This window comes from Salmonella sp. SAL03688, from assembly GCF_046551895.1.
GTDB classification, from domain to species: domain Bacteria; phylum Pseudomonadota; class Gammaproteobacteria; order Enterobacterales; family Enterobacteriaceae; genus Salmonella; species Salmonella enterica.
The window spans coordinates 13379-27887 of record NZ_JBGDVI010000019.1; the positions used below are offsets into that span (position 1 = coordinate 13379).

The following is a 14509-nucleotide window of genomic DNA, read 5'->3' on the forward strand; positions in this document are numbered from 1 at the left end:
GTCGGCAATTATTTTTGGCCGGTTAAATGTATGCAGGAAAATATTTCAGTAACACACGCCCGGAACCTCATCGCCGACGACGCCGGAAGCGAGATCCAGGCGATGCTGAGTCAATTGCTGGAAATCTACGATGTTAAAACGCTGGTGGCGCACCTTAACGGCCTGGGCGAACAGCACTGGAGCCCGGCCATCTTCAAGCGCGTAATGATGAACGCGGCATGGCATCGTTTGAGCGACAATGAACTCACCTGTCTTAAAACAGAGTTGCCGACGCCGCCAGCGCATCATCCACATTACGCCTTTCGTTTTATCGATCTCTTCGCGGGCATCGGCGGCATTCGCCGCGGATTTGAAGCGATAGGCGGACAGTGCGTGTTTACCAGCGAATGGAATAAGCACGCGGTACGGACATATAAAGCGAACTATTTTTGCGATCCGCTGCAACATCGCTTTAATGAAGATATCCGCGATATCACGTTGAGCCACCGGGAAGGGGTCAGCGATGATGAGGCGGCGGAACACATTCGCCAGCATATTCCGCAACATGATGTCCTGCTGGCGGGCTTTCCCTGTCAGCCATTTTCTCTGGCGGGCGTTTCCAAGAAAAATGCGCTGGGCCGCGCCCACGGCTTTGCCTGCGAGACTCAGGGGACGTTATTTTTTGATGTCGTAAGAATTATCGACGCTCGCCGCCCCGCGCTGTTTGTGCTGGAAAACGTGAAAAACCTTAAAAGTCACGACCAGGGCAACACTTTCCGCATTATTATGCAAACGCTCGATGAACTGGGATATGACGTGGCGGATGCCGCTGACAATGGCCCGGACGATCCGAAAATTATCGACGGGCAGCACTTTCTTCCTCAGCATCGGGAACGTATTGTGTTGGTGGGATTCCGTCGCGATTTAAACCTGAAAACCGATTTTACGTTACGCAATATCGCCCGCTGTTATCCACCGCGCCGTCCGACGCTGGCAGAACTGCTGGAGCCCGTCGTCGAAGCCAAATATATCCTGACGCCGGTGCTGTGGAAATATTTATATCGCTACGCGAAAAAGCACCAGGCGCGGGGAAACGGTTTTGGCTATGGCATGGTTTACCCTGACAATCCGGAAAGTGTGGCGCGCACGTTATCTGCTCGCTACTACAAAGATGGCGCCGAAATTCTGATCGATCGTGGTTGGGATATGGCGAAAGGCGAAGTGAATTTCGACGATGCTGGCAACCAACAACATCGTCCCCGCCGACTCACGCCGAGAGAGTGCGCGCGTTTAATGGGATTTGAGGCGCCGCAAACGTACCAGTTCAGGATACCTGTCTCGGATACGCAGGCCTATCGCCAGTTTGGCAACTCCGTGGTGGTGCCGGTATTTGCCGCGGTAGCAAAGCTGCTGGAACCCAAAATTCACCAGGCGGTGACGCTGCGTCAGAGAGAGACGGTAGATGGCGGACGTTCACGATAAAGCCACGCGCAGTAAAAATATGCGCGCGATAGCGACCCGCGATACGGCTATTGAAAAACGTCTTGCCGGCCTGCTAAGCGCGCAGGGGATTACGTTTCATACTCAGGACGCGACATTACCGGGCAAGCCGGACTTTGTGGTGAATGACTATGATTGTGTGATTTTTACTCACGGCTGCTTTTGGCATCATCACCACTGTTATCTGTTCAAAGTACCGGCCACGCGAACGGCTTTCTGGCTGGAAAAAATCGGTAAGAACGTTGAGCGCGATGAGCGCGATATTCAGCGTTTACAGGCGCTTGGCTGGCGGGTGCTGATCGTCTGGGAGTGCGCCTTACGCGGGCGAGCGAAATTGAGCGACGCGGCGTTGGCGGAGCGCCTGGAAGAGTGGATCTGCGGCGGCGGCGCCAGCGCGCAGATCGACACCCAGGGGATTCATCTACTGGCGTGAATCTTCCGTTTTACACGGCGTGACCACCGCCCTGGCGGGAAGCAGGTACTTACCCAGAGTCACCAGCACTACGGCAAACACAATCACACCCAGCGCGGCCCATTCAACGGGCGATAACCTCTCACCGCCCAGGCCAGTGCCAAGCAACACGGCGACAACCGGATTCACGTAGGCGTAGCTGGTCGCCAGCGCCGGACTGACGTTGCGAATCAGGTACATATAGGCATTAATGGCGATAATAGAACCGAACAACGCCAGGTAGCCGACGGCCATAAACCCCGATAAACCAGGCAGCGTGGCGAGCTTTTCGCCGGAAAGAAATGCCGCGCAAAGCAATACCACGCCCGCCGCCAGCATTTCAATCGCGCCCGCCATCATGCCCACAGGGAGGGCGATGCGCGAGCCGTAAACGGAACCAAATGCCCAGCTCATCGAACCTATCAGGATCAAAATCGCGCCCCACGGATTGCCGCTTAAGTTGCCGCCGCTGTTCAGCAGAATAATCCCGGCAAGTCCAATGGCAATCCCCACCCATTCTAATTTGCGCGTTTTAATACCAAAAAAGTAGCTAAAGCACAGCGTAAATAGCGGGACAGTGGCGACCACGACGGCAGCAATGCCCGATGGCACGTTTTGATGCTCCGCCACCGTCACCAGGCCGTTACCCACCGCCAGCAGCAGTAGACCAATCAGCGCGGCGTTGATGGTCTGGCGCAGCGGCGGAAGTTTTTCGCCGCGCAACAGCAAAAACGCCATGAGCAACATCCCCGCCGAGAGAAAACGTACGCCTGCCATCATCAGCGGCGGCCAGCTTTCAACGCCTATGCGGATAACAAAATAGGTAGACCCCCAAATGATGTACAAGGCAAAAAGCGCGCCAAAAAGAGGTAATAACTGCCGGAAACGCATAATCACTCACGGTGAAATAAAAAGGGTGGATATAGTAAACGTCAAAATTATTATGCTGGCGAGCATTATAATTGTCCTTTTGGAATAAAAAGGCGTTGACCCGCGCCGCCGGTTTCGGCATTGCGCGTTTTGCTACATACTTAACGTCTTAGAAGAAAAGACCGAGGAAATCATTTTGGCAGGAAGTAGCTTACTGACATTACTCGACGATATCGCAACGCTGCTGGACGATATTTCGGTAATGGGCAAATTGGCCGCGAAAAAAACCGCGGGCGTACTGGGGGACGACCTGTCGCTCAATGCGCAGCAGGTGACCGGCGTTCGCGCTAATCGCGAGCTGCCAGTGGTATGGAGCGTGGCGAAAGGATCATTAATCAACAAGGTTATTCTGGTGCCGTTGGCGCTGCTGATAAGCGCATTTATCCCGTGGGCCATTACGCCTTTATTAATGTTAGGCGGCGCGTTTCTCTGCTTTGAGGGGGTAGAAAAAGTCCTGCATACCTTTGAGGCGCGAAAACACAAAGAAGACCCGGCGGAGCGGCAAAAACGTCTTGAAGCGCTGGCTGCGCAAGATCCTTTGGCCTTTGAAAAAGATAAAGTAAAAGGGGCGGTCCGTACCGATTTCATTCTGTCCGCTGAAATTGTGGCCATTACCCTGGGGATTGTCGCGCAGGCGCCGCTGCTTAATCAGGTGTTGGTGCTGGCGGGGATTGCGTTGGTTGTGACTATTGGCGTGTATGGCCTGGTGGGTATTATTGTCAAACTGGATGATATGGGGTACTGGCTGGCGGAAAAGCGTAGCGTGCTGGCGCAGGGCGTCGGTAAAGGATTACTGATTATCGCGCCCTGGTTAATGAAAGCATTATCCATTGTCGGTACGCTGGCGATGTTTCTGGTCGGCGGCGGGATTGTCGTACACGGTATTGCGCCGCTACACCATGCCATTGAACATTTTGCGCAGCAGCAGGGGGCTTTCATGGCGCATACGATCCCTGCGGGGCTGAATCTGGTGCTCGGCTTTATTATCGGCGCCATTGTGGTGACGCTGGTGAAAGGTGTGGCGAAAATTCGCGGTGTTTCGCACTGATTTTCTACAATGAATTATGCAAAATTGCCCATCCTCGTCTAAGGTGAAAACGTTTCATCTGATACAGGAGGCAGGTATGGTCTTTTCTGTCAGTGAGGAAGTTACCGTGAAAGAGGGTGGGCCCCGGATGATCGTCACCGGTTATTCCAGCGGAATGGTAGAGTGTCGCTGGTATGATGGTTTTGGTGTAAAGCGGGAGGCATTCCATGAGAATGAGCTCGTGCCAGGCAAGGAAAGGCGCGTGCGGGACGAAGCCCGATGACAAAACGCCCGGTTAATGCCGGGCGTTTTGCTGTGGAGAAAAAGAGTCGTCGCGCTGCGACATGCAGCTACCTGGTTATGCCAGGATTGAGTGGTATCCCTTGATGAGGTCTGGCTACCGTAAGCCATCAGGGGGCGTTGTATCAATAACCAGGAGTTACCAGGGTGCCGCACGAAACACTGTTAGATAATCAAGGCTGGTTTAAAAAGCTGGCGCGGCGTTTTGGTCCCGGTCATGTCGTCAACACCTGTTTTCTGATCGTGATGCTGTTCTCGACGCTACTTACCTGGCGGGAAGTGATGATACTGAAAGACGCGTATGTCGCCAGTCAGCGCAATCATCTGGGGAGCGTCGCGAATGTCCTTGACCGCCAACTGCAATTCAACATGGACAGGTTGATCTTTTTACGCAACGGTATGCATGAAGCGCTGGTGGCGCCGCTGGCTTTTTCCGCATTGCAAAGCGCGGTGACGCAGTTTGAGCAACGACGCGTCAGACATTTCTGGCAACTGGAGTTGGATAAGCGGCGGACATTGCCGTTATATGGCGTATCCGATCAATTTGTCGCCCAGACGACGCTTCTTTCGCGGGAGAGTCGTGACCTGGCAAATGAATTAACTGCCACGCTGGAGTTAGGGTATCTGGCGCGTCTGGCGCGCTCATCCGCCATGCTGACGCTGGAGACGATGTATGTTTCTCGCTCAGGGTTTTACCTCTCAACTCTCCCTACGGCGTACGGTAGCGATATTGTCTCCCGTTACTATCAGTACGTGACCCAGCCCTGGTTTATCGAGCAAAGCCAACGGCGTAACCCACAGCGCGGCGTGCGGTGGTTTACCTCCGCACAGCCCTATGTTGCTGACGAGCAGAAAAAAGTGACAGCCAGTCTACCGCTGGATCACGATAATTACTGGTATGGCGTACTGGCAATGGATATTCCCGTCGCGTCACTACAGCGGTTCCTGCGCGATGCGGCCGAAAAGGATATTGAAGGGGAATATCAGCTATACGATAACCATCTCCGTTTGTTGACGGACTCCGCGCCGGAACAACAAACCGCGAATACGTTAAATGACCGTGAGCGCGCCTTACTGGCGCGTGAAATAGAAAAAGATACCCTGGGCGGGCTGCGTTTAGGAACGCATTATGTAAGCTGGGAGCGGCTGGATCATTTTGATGGCGTCCTGCTGCGCGTGCATACATTACGTGAAGGCATACAAGGGAATTTTGGCAGTATTAGTATCGCGCTAACGCTGTTATGGGTGCTTTTTACGGCGATGCTGTTGATCTCCTGGGGCGTTATTCGACATATGGTCAAAAACATGTTTGTTCTGCAAAATTCGCTGCAATGGCAGGCATGGCACGATCCGCTGACCCGGCTATATAACCGTGGCGCGCTGTTTGAAAAAGCGTCCAGGCTGGCAAAGCGCTACCGGGAAGCCCGCCAGCCATTTTCTGTGATACAGCTGGATTTAGATTATTTTAAAAGCGTTAACGATCGCTTTGGTCATCAGGCAGGCGATCGCGTGTTGTCCCATGCCGCTGGGCTCATTGGCAGCACCATTCGAGCGCACGACATCGCCGGACGGGTAGGGGGCGAAGAGTTTTGTATCGTGCTGCCCGGCGCGACGAAAGCGCAGGCGCTGCAGATTGCCGAACGCATACGCCAGCGCATTAATGACAAAGAGATTCTGGTGACGAAAAGCACGACGCTTCGTATCAGCGCGTCAATGGGGATCAGTAGCGCGGAGGAATACGGCGACTATGATTTTGAGCAGTTGCAGTCGCTGGCCGACAAACGGCTTTATTACGCCAAACAGTCCGGACGTAACCGTATTTGCGCCAGCGACGCGACTCAGGAGCGGGAAAAGAAATAGTCCATTCCTTCGCGCCAGCCATCCGGCCCTTCGTTCTGGCTACGGTAGACGCGCTGAGGATCGTCGTTACGCAAATGTACGCCCTCCCGGTTTAGCCCTTTGACGACAACCGCATAATCCATCACATCCAGTAAAGGCGCATCATTGGGGCCGTCTCCTAGCCCCAACGTCAGAGGACGCGCGCGCCACTGCCGACGATATGCTTCTATCAGCCAGTTAGCAGCCTGATCTTTACCGGCGGAGGCGTCCAGCACATGCCAGAAACGGGCGCCATGGACAAATTGCAGTCCCAGGTCATTTAAATGGGCGACAAACTGCGCCATGCGTTCATCGCTATCGCGCCAGATCAGCGACACCGACGCTTCATGCAGACGGGTTAGGGCAGACTGTGCCCGGTTTAGGCCCGTCCATTCGCTTATCACCTGATCGTCAACGTCATCAAACGTGGTGAACTTAAACTGTTCCTTTTCACGCAATTTATGCAGGACGAGGCGGATTTCGTTGTGAGAAATACCGGCTATCAGACGGGGATAGTTGGGATGGTCTTCCCAATGAACGTCCAGTTGGATCACCGCGCCGTTTTCCGCAATCAGCGGCAGTCCCTGTAGATTTAACGTCGTCTGGAGCTGGAGCATTTCAGCCGCGGTTTTACTGCTACAGAGGATCACGGGCACGCCGCTTTCATGCAGGCGTGTAAGCCAGGGGGCCGCGGGCTGCCACTCAAACGTGTGGCTGTTCAGCAATGTGCCGTCCAGATCGGTAAAAATCAGCAAGGGGTCATGGATTGAGAGCATTTTTTCCTCATTTTCCGTTGCAACGGCGGGCTTATTTCCAGGAAAAGTCCTAAAGCACACCCGAAAGAAGTCGAACGCTAACTGGAACCGATCCCGTCGCTTCCAGGCAGCACATGCGTTGTCACACTTTTGCTACCGAACTATTAGCGTGCTTAATCATTCATGTAAAAAATATTTACTTGTCATGCAAAAAAATTGCAGATAAGGTAAATCTCACATCAGATTTCCTGGTGTAACGAATTTTCAAGTGCTTCTTGCATAAGCAAGTTTGATCCCGACCCGTAGGGCCGGGATTTTTTTCGGCCATTTTTAACGGTTTACTTCTGTTACACTAAAATCATGAATATCCAGCTCGAATGCTTCAGCTAATTCATGCCATGTATGATATTCCCGTCCGTCTACGCTCACCCGTTCAGGATCTTCCTGGCTACGGTGAACCTCGCTTTCGCTGATTTCATTGATGGCCGCCAGTAGCGCATCTACATCGACGCTCACTTCGCGCTTGGCCGTATCACTGTACTCTTTTGCCGTTTTCATCTTCACTACCTCACGGGTTCCTGACAGCCTAAGTATAGACCGTTGAGAAAACCAGCAAACACGCCGGCAAGGCGCTGTCAGACGCAGAAAATTGTTCTACACTGGCACAAAGCGACAGGAGGAAAATGATGAAGGTGAATGATCGGGTAACCGTTAAAACGGACGGCGGTCCCCGCCGACCGGGCGTGGTACTGGCAGTGGAAGAATTTAGTGAAGGCACAATGTACCTGGTTTCGCTGGAGGATTACCCGCTCGGCATCTGGTTCTTCAATGAGTCAGGTCACCAGGATGGTATTTTTGTCGAGAAGGCGGAGCAGGACTAATTGAGCCGGACTGGAGGTACATTGCCAGTCCGGATGTCTCAGCGCATGTTAACAAAAATGCCGTTAGTGACGTTATCTGTCAGCCGCACTACGTGATAGATCACTTGTTTATTATGCGTTTTTATCTTTCTTTTTATATTCCCCTTATGGGAGGATACTGTTTTTGCTTTAATATTCATTCTGTCAGAAATCTGAATGGTTCCCTGACCTTCCATCCACATTCGCAACATGCTGGATTCAGTTCGACTTAACGATAATGTTGGTAAATTTATGGTTCCTGAAATACCCGACTCTTTTTTCAGAATATCGCCAAGAATGGTATCCAGCGAGTCAGGTTTAATCGATTTTGAGCTAATCAATAAGTTTTTTCTTACTAATAAATATTCATCAAAATGCACATTAGCAATTGCCATAAAAACAATAAATAACGTGTCAGGATGTTGATTAATGATTTGCTTTATTTGTTGACTGTCTGAAGGCGTATGAATGAAACAGTCCTCATTAATAAACACCACCGAAGGCTGATGCGCGCCACAAGCGATAGCGAGTTCGTCAACGGTTTCGATGTCGTTGATTTCCCTTTTTTTCACCCCTCTGCTGACCAGATACCCGCTTAACCCTAGCCGGGTGTAACTGCATAAATCCATAATAATCGTTGACATGGCATACCCTCACTCAATGCGTAACGATAATTCCCCTTACCTGAATAACTCACCATAATCAGACGGAACACGAATAGTCACCTTAGACAACGCTTACGCGGTTTTTCAGGCGAACTTACTATCCCGTAAAGTTACATATAATTTGCCAGGAATCATCTTAAAGTAAAGTGAATGTTGCGTTATGTGAGTGAAGTAAAAACAAATAAGGGGCAGCGGATATATCCTGGTGAATGTTTTTTAAAATTTATTTTCGGATAAACCTTAGTAAAACAGGATAAAAATTATGGGTTATTATTTATCGGCATCTCGCTAACAATATCAGCAAGCAAATTGAAAATTTCGCTGAATAAATGTTCGCAAAACGGCGCAATTAATGGCATTAGCGCGGCCATCAGCATAATGCCGACGGTGAGGGTAAGCGGGAAACCGATAACAAATATCGAGAGCTGCGGCGCCATGCGGTTTAATAGCCCCAGCGCCAGGTTGAGCGTAAGCAGGAGGGTAATGACCGGCAATGCCAGCATCAGTCCGTTTAAGAAAATGAGCCCTCCGGCCCTGGCGAGCGCCATAAATGCATTACTGTTCACCGGGTTACTACCGATGGGCAGAGTATGGAAGGTATCGACCAGCAGCGAAATAAGCCACAAATGGCCATTAAAGGTGAGAAACAGTAGCATGGCGAGCATATCCATAATACGCGCCAGAACCGGCATATTCAGGTGGCTGCCCGGGTCGACGAAGGTGGCAAAGGAAAGCCCCATTTGCAGACCGATAAACTCACCTGCGGTACGCACCGCCGCAAAGGCGAATTGCATGGTAAATCCCAGCGCAATACCGATCAGAATTTGTTGCATCGCCAGCCATAAGGCGGCAATAGAAAAAAGCGGCGTATCGTTTGCCGGTAGCGACGGCGCGATAACAAGGGTAATCATTATTCCCAACCCCAGTTTTACCCGCTTGGGAATAGCGCGCTCACTGAGAATGGGCGCCGTTGAAATCAGCGCCAGTACGCGCAGCAAAGGCCAGAAATAGAGATGCAGCCAGTATAGCCATTGCTCGCTTGTAACCTGTATCATCGTTCTGTTTATCCGATGATATAAGGTAAATTGCTGAACAGAGTGCGTACGTAGTCCAGCAGCAGGTTGAGCATCCACGGGCCGGCAACGATAATTGCGATGAATACCGCGACGATTTTAGGGATAAACGACAGCGTCATTTCATTAATCTGAGTCGCGGCCTGCAAGATGCTGATAATGAGGCCGGTAATCAGCGCGACGAGTAACAGCGGCGCAGCCAGGGCGAGAGCGACTTTCATCGCCTCGGTGCCCATCATCATGACGGATTCAGGAGTCATTTTGCGCCTCTAACTGTAAAAGCTTTGGGCCAGCGACCCCACAAGCAATTGCCAACCATCGACCAGCACAAACAGCATCAGCTTAAACGGTAGGGCGATTGTCGCTGGCGGCACCATCATCATCCCTAACGCCATCAATACGCTGGCGATCACCAGGTCGATAATCAAAAAAGGGATGAAAATCGTAAAACCGATCTGAAATGCCGTCTTTAATTCGCTGGTGACATAAGCGGGCAGGAGGATACGCATCGGTACTGCTTCCGGTCCCTGTAACGGACCGCTATTGGCCAGACGGGCAAACAGCGCCAGATCGGCTTCGCGGGTTTGGCGCAACATGAACGCGCGTAACGGTTGCGCGCCTTTATCCAGCGCTTCCTGCATAGAAATTTTCTGCTCGCTAAACGGCTGGTAAGCATCCACGTAAATCTTGTCAATGACGGGCGACATAATAAAAAAGGTCAAAAACAACGCCAGCCCGAGTAACACCTGATTTGGCGGTGCCGAGGGCGTGCCCAGCGCGTTACGCAACAGGCCAAAAACAATGATGATACGCGTGAAGCTCGTCATCATCAGTAAAATCGCCGGCAGAAACGTCAGCGAGGTGATGAAAACCAGCGTCTGGACGGATAATGACCAGCTTTGGCCTCCGCCCGCTAATGGTTGGCTGATAAGCCCCGGCAGTTGCGCAGCGGCGGCGGGACTAAAAAGCCACAGACCCGCCAGAGAAAGGAATAACAAACGGCGCATCAGGATCTCCCGGAACGCTTGAGTAAGCTCTTCATCATGTTCTGGAAATCCGCCGGTGGGGCAACGGGCGCTTCCGTGTCATTCTCCGCGGGCGGGAGGGTGTGCAGCAGGTTGATCTGCGAGGCGGTCACGCCCAGTACCAGACGTGCATTTTCGACCTCGACAATCACCACGCGTTCGCGCGGGCCAAGCGAGGCGCTGGCTGACACCTTGAGTCCCCGGACGCTATTTCCTTTTGGCGCGAATCCCATACGCTTAATCACCCAGGCCGCCGCCAGAATGAGCGCAATAATGCCAATTAATGCGCCGCTCACCTGCATGAGCGGCGATCCGGCTGGCGCGGTGGGCTGAGAAACCGTGGCCTCTGTCTTCATCATTAACGACTCAAACGACGCATACGCTCGGATGGCGTAATAATATCGGTGATACGTACGCCGTATTTATCCGCCACGACGACCACTTCACCCTGGGCAATCAGGTAGCCATTAATCAGGATATCCAGCGGCTCGCCCGCCAGCCCGTCCAGCGCGACGACCGACCCCTGCGTCAGACGCAGCAGTTCTTTAATGGTCATTCGCGTGCGGCCCAGCTCTACGGTCAGTTTGACCGGGATATCCATAATCAGATCGATATCCTGCATAGCACCGCTGACATCGCCGCCGCCAAGCTGTTGGAAAACCGCGTCGGCGGCGCTTTTAGTGGTGGTCGCTTTTTGCTCGTTTAACGCGTCAGCCCACAGATCATCCAATGCGCCAGTATTCTCATCGGACGGATTATTCATGTCACTCATTTGGGCTGTTCCTCATTCAGCGAATTCAAAATTGGGTTGATCAAATGTTCTACGCGTAGCGCATACTGTCCGTTTACGGTGCCATATTGGCTGGTGAGTACCGGAACGCCGTCCACATGAGCAATAATGCGGTCGGGTTTTTCAATCGGCAGTACATCGCCGGGTTTCAGCTTCAAAATCTGGGAAAGACGTAACGGAATATCGGCAAAATTGGCTACCAGCTCCAGTTCAGAGTGCTGAACCTGGCGGACCAGGTTATCACGCCAGTTCTGATCTTCATGGCGCGAGTTTTCCAGCGGCGGATTCACCAGCAGCTCACGCAGCGGCTCGATCATGCTAAATGGCAGACAGATGTTAAATTCACCGGTCAGATTGCCGATCTCCACATGAAACGGCGTATTGACGACGATATCGTTCGGCGAGGTGGTGATATTGGTAAATTTCACCTGCATTTCGGAACGCACATACTCCACTTCCAGCGGATTAATGGCTTTCCATGCGTCGCTATAGCCTTCCAGCGCCAGTTTCAGCATACGGTTGATGACACGCTGTTCCGTATGGGTAAACTCGCGGCCCTCGACTTTGGTCGGAAAACGACCGTCGCCGCCGAACAGGTTATCGACGGCAATAAACACCAGACTCGGCGAGAACACCACCAGCCCGGTGCCGCGTAGCGGCTTCAGGTGGATCAGGTTCAGGTTGGTCGGTACCGGCAGGTTACGCGCAAATTCGTGATACGGCTGAATACGTATGGCACCCACGGTAATATCCGGGCTGCGGCGCAGCAGGTTAAATAATCCCATCCGGAACTGGCGTGCGAAACGCTCGTTAATAATCTCCAGCGCCTGCAAGCGTTCACGCACGACGCGACGCTGGGTATTGGGATCGTAAGGGCGAATATCGCTATCGCTTGCGATACCGGGAGTGGGTTCGTCTTTGGTGTCGCTGTCGCCGTTCAACAGCGCATCGATTTCAGCCTGAGAAAGAATACTATCGCCCATATCGTTACCGCAGAATAAAAGCTGTATAAAGCACGTCAGTGACGACCTGTTTTGGTTGTCCGGCAACGAGCGGCGCGGCCAGCGTCTCTTTAATGGCGGCAATCAGTTTTTGTTTGCCAGCTTCTGTTGAGAGCTCGGCGGCATTCTGGCGGGAAAACAACAACAGCAGACGGCTGCGTACTTCCGGCAGATATTCATTTAATCGCGCGCGCGTCGCTTCGTCTTTCAGACGCAGGGTCACGCCGATATACAACACGCGATCCGCATCGCCCAAATTGACGGTAAACGTATCCAGCGCAAAAAATACCGGCGCGGGCGGCGGAGCCGGTTCCGCTTTAGCGTTCGTGGTCGGTTGCTGCTGCATACGCCAGTAGCTATAACCAGCGGTCGCGCAGGCGGCGAGGGTAATCAACACCAGCAAAGGTATCCAAATCGAGCGTTTGCTCTTTTTGTTAATCGCGGAGTCAGTCATCTGATACGGGCTTCCTGTTTCGGTACTGCTTATTGGCTGATTATCCCGTGTCCTGTCCACGACAAAGCGTGGAAAAGACGCGGATAATCATGCTACCTCTGGCGTTAGGCGAAGATATCCACTGCGCCATTGCCGCGCGCGGCGGCCTGAAGCGAGGCCGGCGCCGCTAACGCTATGTCATCTTCAGCTCCAAACGCGTCCGTGTGTTGGGCGCGGGAAGACTGTTGTTGCGATGAAGACTGCTGCTGTCCGGCAAAGCTTTCGCTACTGATGCTGCTTTGTCCCAACTGAATGCCGCTTTCCGCCAACTGAGTGCGCAACATGGGCAGGGCGGCTTCCAGCGCGGCGCGGACATGGCTGTGCGGCGATACCATCTGGAGCTGCGCCTGATTGTCATCCAGCTTGAGCGAAATATGCACCTGACCTAACTCTTCCGGATGCAATCGAAGCTGCGCGCTTTGCTGTCCCTGACGCGTAAATAACATGACCTGCTGACTGAACGTTTGCTGCCATTCATGGCTGCCTAACGGCGCGCTGAGTACCGGGGCTGAGGCGACAGGTAGCGGTTGCGGTTGCGCCGTGGCGCTGCTGAGCGTCGGCATTGCCGCGCCATGCGTTACTGGCGCGGGCGGGCTATCCACCTCCACTTTCGCGCTGGTCGCGGCGGCAGCGACCACCAGCGGCGTCAGTGATGGCCCCGTGGCGCGATCGTCGCTGGCGCGCGCAAGCGACGCCTCGGTTTTCCCTTTTTCATGCTCGCTAAAAGAGAGCGTATGTGTCTCTTCCTGCGGCGCCGATGGCATGTCGCCGCGCAACAGTGACGGCAAGGCGATGTGATTTTCAGCCGGCGTCTCTCCGGCGACAGGCGTCGCGACAGGTTGTCCGGGCAGCATGGCGAATAAGGCGCTCAGACTGGCAAGATCCTCATCGCTCAGCGCGGGCGTTTTCTCATCATGCTGCGCCGTTTTACTCAATGCGGCCAGAGCGCTGGTTTTCAACGATGGCGTTAGCGTAGACAGTAGATGCTGCGCTTGTGTCAGATCGGTAAGCGTTTCATCCGTCGCATTCGCTTTTTGCGCCAGCAGGTCGGCAAGCTTCACCGCCTGGCCCGGCTCGCCATGTTGGGTCAGTAGCTCTTTCGATAACTTGCCGCCTGCCGCCTGTAAATCGGCCAGCGTGATGCGGGCGTCTTTGCCCTGTGCGCCGTCTGCGCCTAACGCGCCCGCCAGGAGCGCCAGAAAGTCCTCGGCTGAACCGGTGGTTTTTCCTGACGTCAGACCCGCGGTCATGTCGGTATCGGTGGTGATCAGTTGGGGCAGGGTGATCATTCGGTTTTCCTCATTGCTGCACGCTGAGCAAATTCATCCATCTTTTTCTGATCCATGCGGTTTTCAGCTAACAGCGCTGCCGCGGTTTGTCGGTCCTGTAAGGTTTGCCAGGCCTGAAGTCGCTGCTTTTTCTCACGCCAGCTCTTCAGCGCCAGGTCGACTTTTTGCGTCCACTGCGTAAGCTGGAGGCGATGCTGCTCTATCGCCTTTTCCAGTGTCTGAATAAACTGCTGATAGTTGATCCAGCGATTACTGGCGATGCCGTTGCCCATATCGGTGTTCAAATTACTGCGATACTCATTCTGATAATCGATCAGCATTTTGAGCTGTTCTTCCGCCTGTTGGCAGCCGCGACGCATTTCGCCCAGTAAACGCGCCGCGTCATCTACCTCTTTTTCGGCCAGATCTTTGAGTGTTTCCAGAGCGCCATGTTGTGCCATGATCGTCGCCCTCC

Annotated in this window: 19 protein-coding genes; 6 read left to right on the plus strand and 13 right to left on the minus strand. The window is 53.2% G+C overall.

The window, feature by feature from the left end; translation table 11 throughout:
* Nucleotides 1-30: 30 nt before the first annotated feature.
* Nucleotides 31-1461, plus strand: coding sequence for a DNA cytosine methyltransferase (locus ACLJR2_RS17650; protein ID WP_001157301.1), 1431 nt, complete (start codon nt 31-33; stop codon nt 1459-1461).
* Nucleotides 1442-1912 (plus strand): very short patch repair endonuclease, encoded by a 471-nt coding sequence (locus ACLJR2_RS17655; RefSeq protein ID WP_000785978.1) that lies wholly within the window; start codon nt 1442-1444, stop codon nt 1910-1912. Before ACLJR2_RS17650 ends, ACLJR2_RS17655 begins: the two co-directional genes overlap by 20 nt.
* Here the strand turns inward: ACLJR2_RS17655 and yedA are convergent.
* On the minus strand, nt 1901-2821 hold the full coding sequence (gene yedA / locus ACLJR2_RS17660) for a drug/metabolite exporter YedA (RefSeq protein ID WP_001212265.1): 921 nt from the start codon (nt 2819-2821) through the stop codon (nt 1901-1903). The genes ACLJR2_RS17655 and yedA overlap by 12 nt on opposite strands.
* 169 nt (nt 2822-2990) lie before the next feature.
* On the opposite strand from yedA, the gene ACLJR2_RS17665 reads away from it, so the two are divergent.
* The 3 genes from ACLJR2_RS17665 (at nt 2991) to dgcQ (ending at nt 6047) form a co-directional block, all read left to right on the plus strand.
* Nucleotides 2991-3908: a DUF808 domain-containing protein gene (locus tag ACLJR2_RS17665; protein ID WP_094461623.1), complete on the plus strand. Its 918-nt coding sequence runs from the start codon at nt 2991-2993 to the stop codon at nt 3906-3908.
* A 76-nt stretch (nt 3909-3984) separates the two neighbouring features.
* Nucleotides 3985-4170, plus strand: coding sequence for a YodC family protein (locus tag ACLJR2_RS17670; RefSeq protein WP_000232161.1), 186 nt, complete (start codon nt 3985-3987; stop codon nt 4168-4170).
* Between the two features lie 164 nt (nt 4171-4334).
* Entirely contained in the window at nt 4335-6047 is a 1713-nt protein-coding gene (dgcQ, locus tag ACLJR2_RS17675; protein WP_001119817.1) for a cellulose biosynthesis regulator diguanylate cyclase DgcQ, read from the plus strand.
* Here dgcQ and ACLJR2_RS17680 read toward each other — a convergent pair.
* Together ACLJR2_RS17680 and yodD are read right to left on the minus strand one after the other, a co-directional pair.
* Nucleotides 6026-6841 carry a mannosyl-3-phosphoglycerate phosphatase-related protein gene (locus ACLJR2_RS17680; RefSeq protein WP_000948786.1) on the minus strand — a complete coding sequence of 272 codons (816 nt, stop codon included), beginning with the start codon at nt 6839-6841 and terminating at the stop codon, nt 6026-6028. The two genes, dgcQ and ACLJR2_RS17680, sit on opposite strands and share 22 nt — an antisense overlap.
* Nucleotides 6842-7150: 309 nt before the next feature.
* Complete coding sequence (yodD, locus tag ACLJR2_RS17685; protein ID WP_000844798.1) at nt 7151-7378, minus strand: YodD family peroxide/acid resistance protein; 228 nt, start codon at nt 7376-7378, stop codon at nt 7151-7153.
* 128 nt (nt 7379-7506) lie between these two features.
* Here yodD and dsrB point away from each other — a divergent pair, with 128 nt between their 5' ends.
* A complete protein-coding gene (dsrB, locus tag ACLJR2_RS17690) occupies nt 7507-7701 on the plus strand; it encodes a protein DsrB (RefSeq protein WP_000867218.1) in 195 nt (64 codons plus the stop codon).
* 38 nt (nt 7702-7739) lie between these two features.
* Here the strand turns inward: dsrB and rcsA are convergent, their stop codons facing one another.
* The 10 genes from rcsA to fliJ all read right to left on the minus strand — a co-directional run bounded on the left by rcsA (nt 7740) and on the right by fliJ (nt 14495).
* Nucleotides 7740-8363: a transcriptional regulator RcsA gene (gene rcsA, locus ACLJR2_RS17695; protein ID WP_000103971.1), complete on the minus strand. Its 624-nt coding sequence runs from the start codon at nt 8361-8363 to the stop codon at nt 7740-7742.
* Nucleotides 8364-8644: 281 nt separating this feature from the next.
* Nucleotides 8645-9439, minus strand: coding sequence for a flagellar biosynthetic protein FliR (fliR, locus tag ACLJR2_RS17700; protein ID WP_000616953.1), 795 nt, complete (start codon nt 9437-9439; stop codon nt 8645-8647).
* An 8-nt stretch (nt 9440-9447) separates the two neighbouring features.
* Nucleotides 9448-9717, minus strand: coding sequence for a flagellar biosynthesis protein FliQ (fliQ, locus tag ACLJR2_RS17705; protein ID WP_000187355.1), 270 nt, complete (start codon nt 9715-9717; stop codon nt 9448-9450).
* A gap of 9 nt (nt 9718-9726) precedes the next feature.
* Nucleotides 9727-10464, minus strand: a complete 738-nt coding sequence (gene fliP / locus ACLJR2_RS17710) for a flagellar type III secretion system pore protein FliP (protein ID WP_001253411.1) — start codon at nt 10462-10464, stop codon at nt 9727-9729.
* Nucleotides 10464-10841 carry a flagellar biosynthetic protein FliO gene (gene fliO, locus ACLJR2_RS17715; RefSeq protein ID WP_000978276.1) on the minus strand — a complete coding sequence of 126 codons (378 nt, stop codon included), beginning with the start codon at nt 10839-10841 and terminating at the stop codon, nt 10464-10466. Before fliO ends, fliP begins: the two co-directional genes overlap by 1 nt.
* Nucleotides 10841-11254 (minus strand): flagellar motor switch protein FliN, encoded by a 414-nt coding sequence (gene fliN, locus ACLJR2_RS17720; RefSeq protein ID WP_001282115.1) that lies wholly within the window; start codon nt 11252-11254, stop codon nt 10841-10843. Before fliN ends, fliO begins: the two co-directional genes overlap by 1 nt.
* Nucleotides 11251-12255 (minus strand): flagellar motor switch protein FliM, encoded by a 1005-nt coding sequence (gene fliM / locus ACLJR2_RS17725; RefSeq protein ID WP_000502811.1) that lies wholly within the window; start codon nt 12253-12255, stop codon nt 11251-11253. The genes fliN and fliM overlap by 4 nt, the downstream gene beginning before the upstream one ends.
* Nucleotides 12256-12259: 4 nt before the next feature.
* Nucleotides 12260-12727 (minus strand): flagellar basal body-associated protein FliL, encoded by a 468-nt coding sequence (gene fliL / locus ACLJR2_RS17730; RefSeq protein ID WP_000132169.1) that lies wholly within the window; start codon nt 12725-12727, stop codon nt 12260-12262.
* A gap of 104 nt (nt 12728-12831) precedes the next feature.
* Nucleotides 12832-14055 carry a flagellar hook length control protein FliK gene (gene fliK, locus ACLJR2_RS17735; RefSeq protein ID WP_000631673.1) on the minus strand — a complete coding sequence of 408 codons (1224 nt, stop codon included), beginning with the start codon at nt 14053-14055 and terminating at the stop codon, nt 12832-12834.
* Nucleotides 14052-14495, minus strand: a complete 444-nt coding sequence (gene fliJ, locus ACLJR2_RS17740; protein ID WP_000046982.1) for a flagellar export protein FliJ — start codon at nt 14493-14495, stop codon at nt 14052-14054. The genes fliK and fliJ overlap by 4 nt, the downstream gene beginning before the upstream one ends.
* Between the last annotated feature and the right edge of the window lie 14 nt (nt 14496-14509).

Bases quoted from the DNA above. Each gene is read 5' to 3' on its own strand.
- ACLJR2_RS17650 (WP_001157301.1), top strand. From the start codon at position 31: ATGCAGGAAAATATTTCAGTAACACACGCCCGGAACCTCATCGCCGAC.
- ACLJR2_RS17655 (WP_000785978.1), top strand. From the start codon at position 1,442: ATGGCGGACGTTCACGATAAAGCCACGCGCAGTAAAAATATGCGCGCG.
- yedA (WP_001212265.1), bottom strand. From the start codon at position 2,821: ATGCGTTTCCGGCAGTTATTACCTCTTTTTGGCGCGCTTTTTGCCTTG.
- ACLJR2_RS17670 (WP_000232161.1), top strand. From the start codon at position 3,985: ATGGTCTTTTCTGTCAGTGAGGAAGTTACCGTGAAAGAGGGTGGGCCC.
- ACLJR2_RS17680 (WP_000948786.1), bottom strand. From the start codon at position 6,841: ATGCTCTCAATCCATGACCCCTTGCTGATTTTTACCGATCTGGACGGC.
- yodD (WP_000844798.1), bottom strand. From the start codon at position 7,378: ATGAAAACGGCAAAAGAGTACAGTGATACGGCCAAGCGCGAAGTGAGC.
- dsrB (WP_000867218.1), top strand. From the start codon at position 7,507: ATGAAGGTGAATGATCGGGTAACCGTTAAAACGGACGGCGGTCCCCGC.
- rcsA (WP_000103971.1), bottom strand. From the start codon at position 8,363: ATGTCAACGATTATTATGGATTTATGCAGTTACACCCGGCTAGGGTTA.
- fliR (WP_000616953.1), bottom strand. From the start codon at position 9,439: ATGATACAGGTTACAAGCGAGCAATGGCTATACTGGCTGCATCTCTAT.
- fliQ (WP_000187355.1), bottom strand. From the start codon at position 9,717: ATGACTCCTGAATCCGTCATGATGATGGGCACCGAGGCGATGAAAGTC.
- fliP (WP_001253411.1), bottom strand. From the start codon at position 10,464: ATGCGCCGTTTGTTATTCCTTTCTCTGGCGGGTCTGTGGCTTTTTAGT.
- fliO (WP_000978276.1), bottom strand. From the start codon at position 10,841: ATGATGAAGACAGAGGCCACGGTTTCTCAGCCCACCGCGCCAGCCGGA.
- fliN (WP_001282115.1), bottom strand. From the start codon at position 11,254: ATGAGTGACATGAATAATCCGTCCGATGAGAATACTGGCGCATTGGAT.
- fliM (WP_000502811.1), bottom strand. From the start codon at position 12,255: ATGGGCGATAGTATTCTTTCTCAGGCTGAAATCGATGCGCTGTTGAAC.
- fliL (WP_000132169.1), bottom strand. From the start codon at position 12,727: ATGACTGACTCCGCGATTAACAAAAAGAGCAAACGCTCGATTTGGATA.
- fliK (WP_000631673.1), bottom strand. From the start codon at position 14,055: ATGATCACCCTGCCCCAACTGATCACCACCGATACCGACATGACCGCG.
- fliJ (WP_000046982.1), bottom strand. From the start codon at position 14,495: ATGGCACAACATGGCGCTCTGGAAACACTCAAAGATCTGGCCGAAAAA.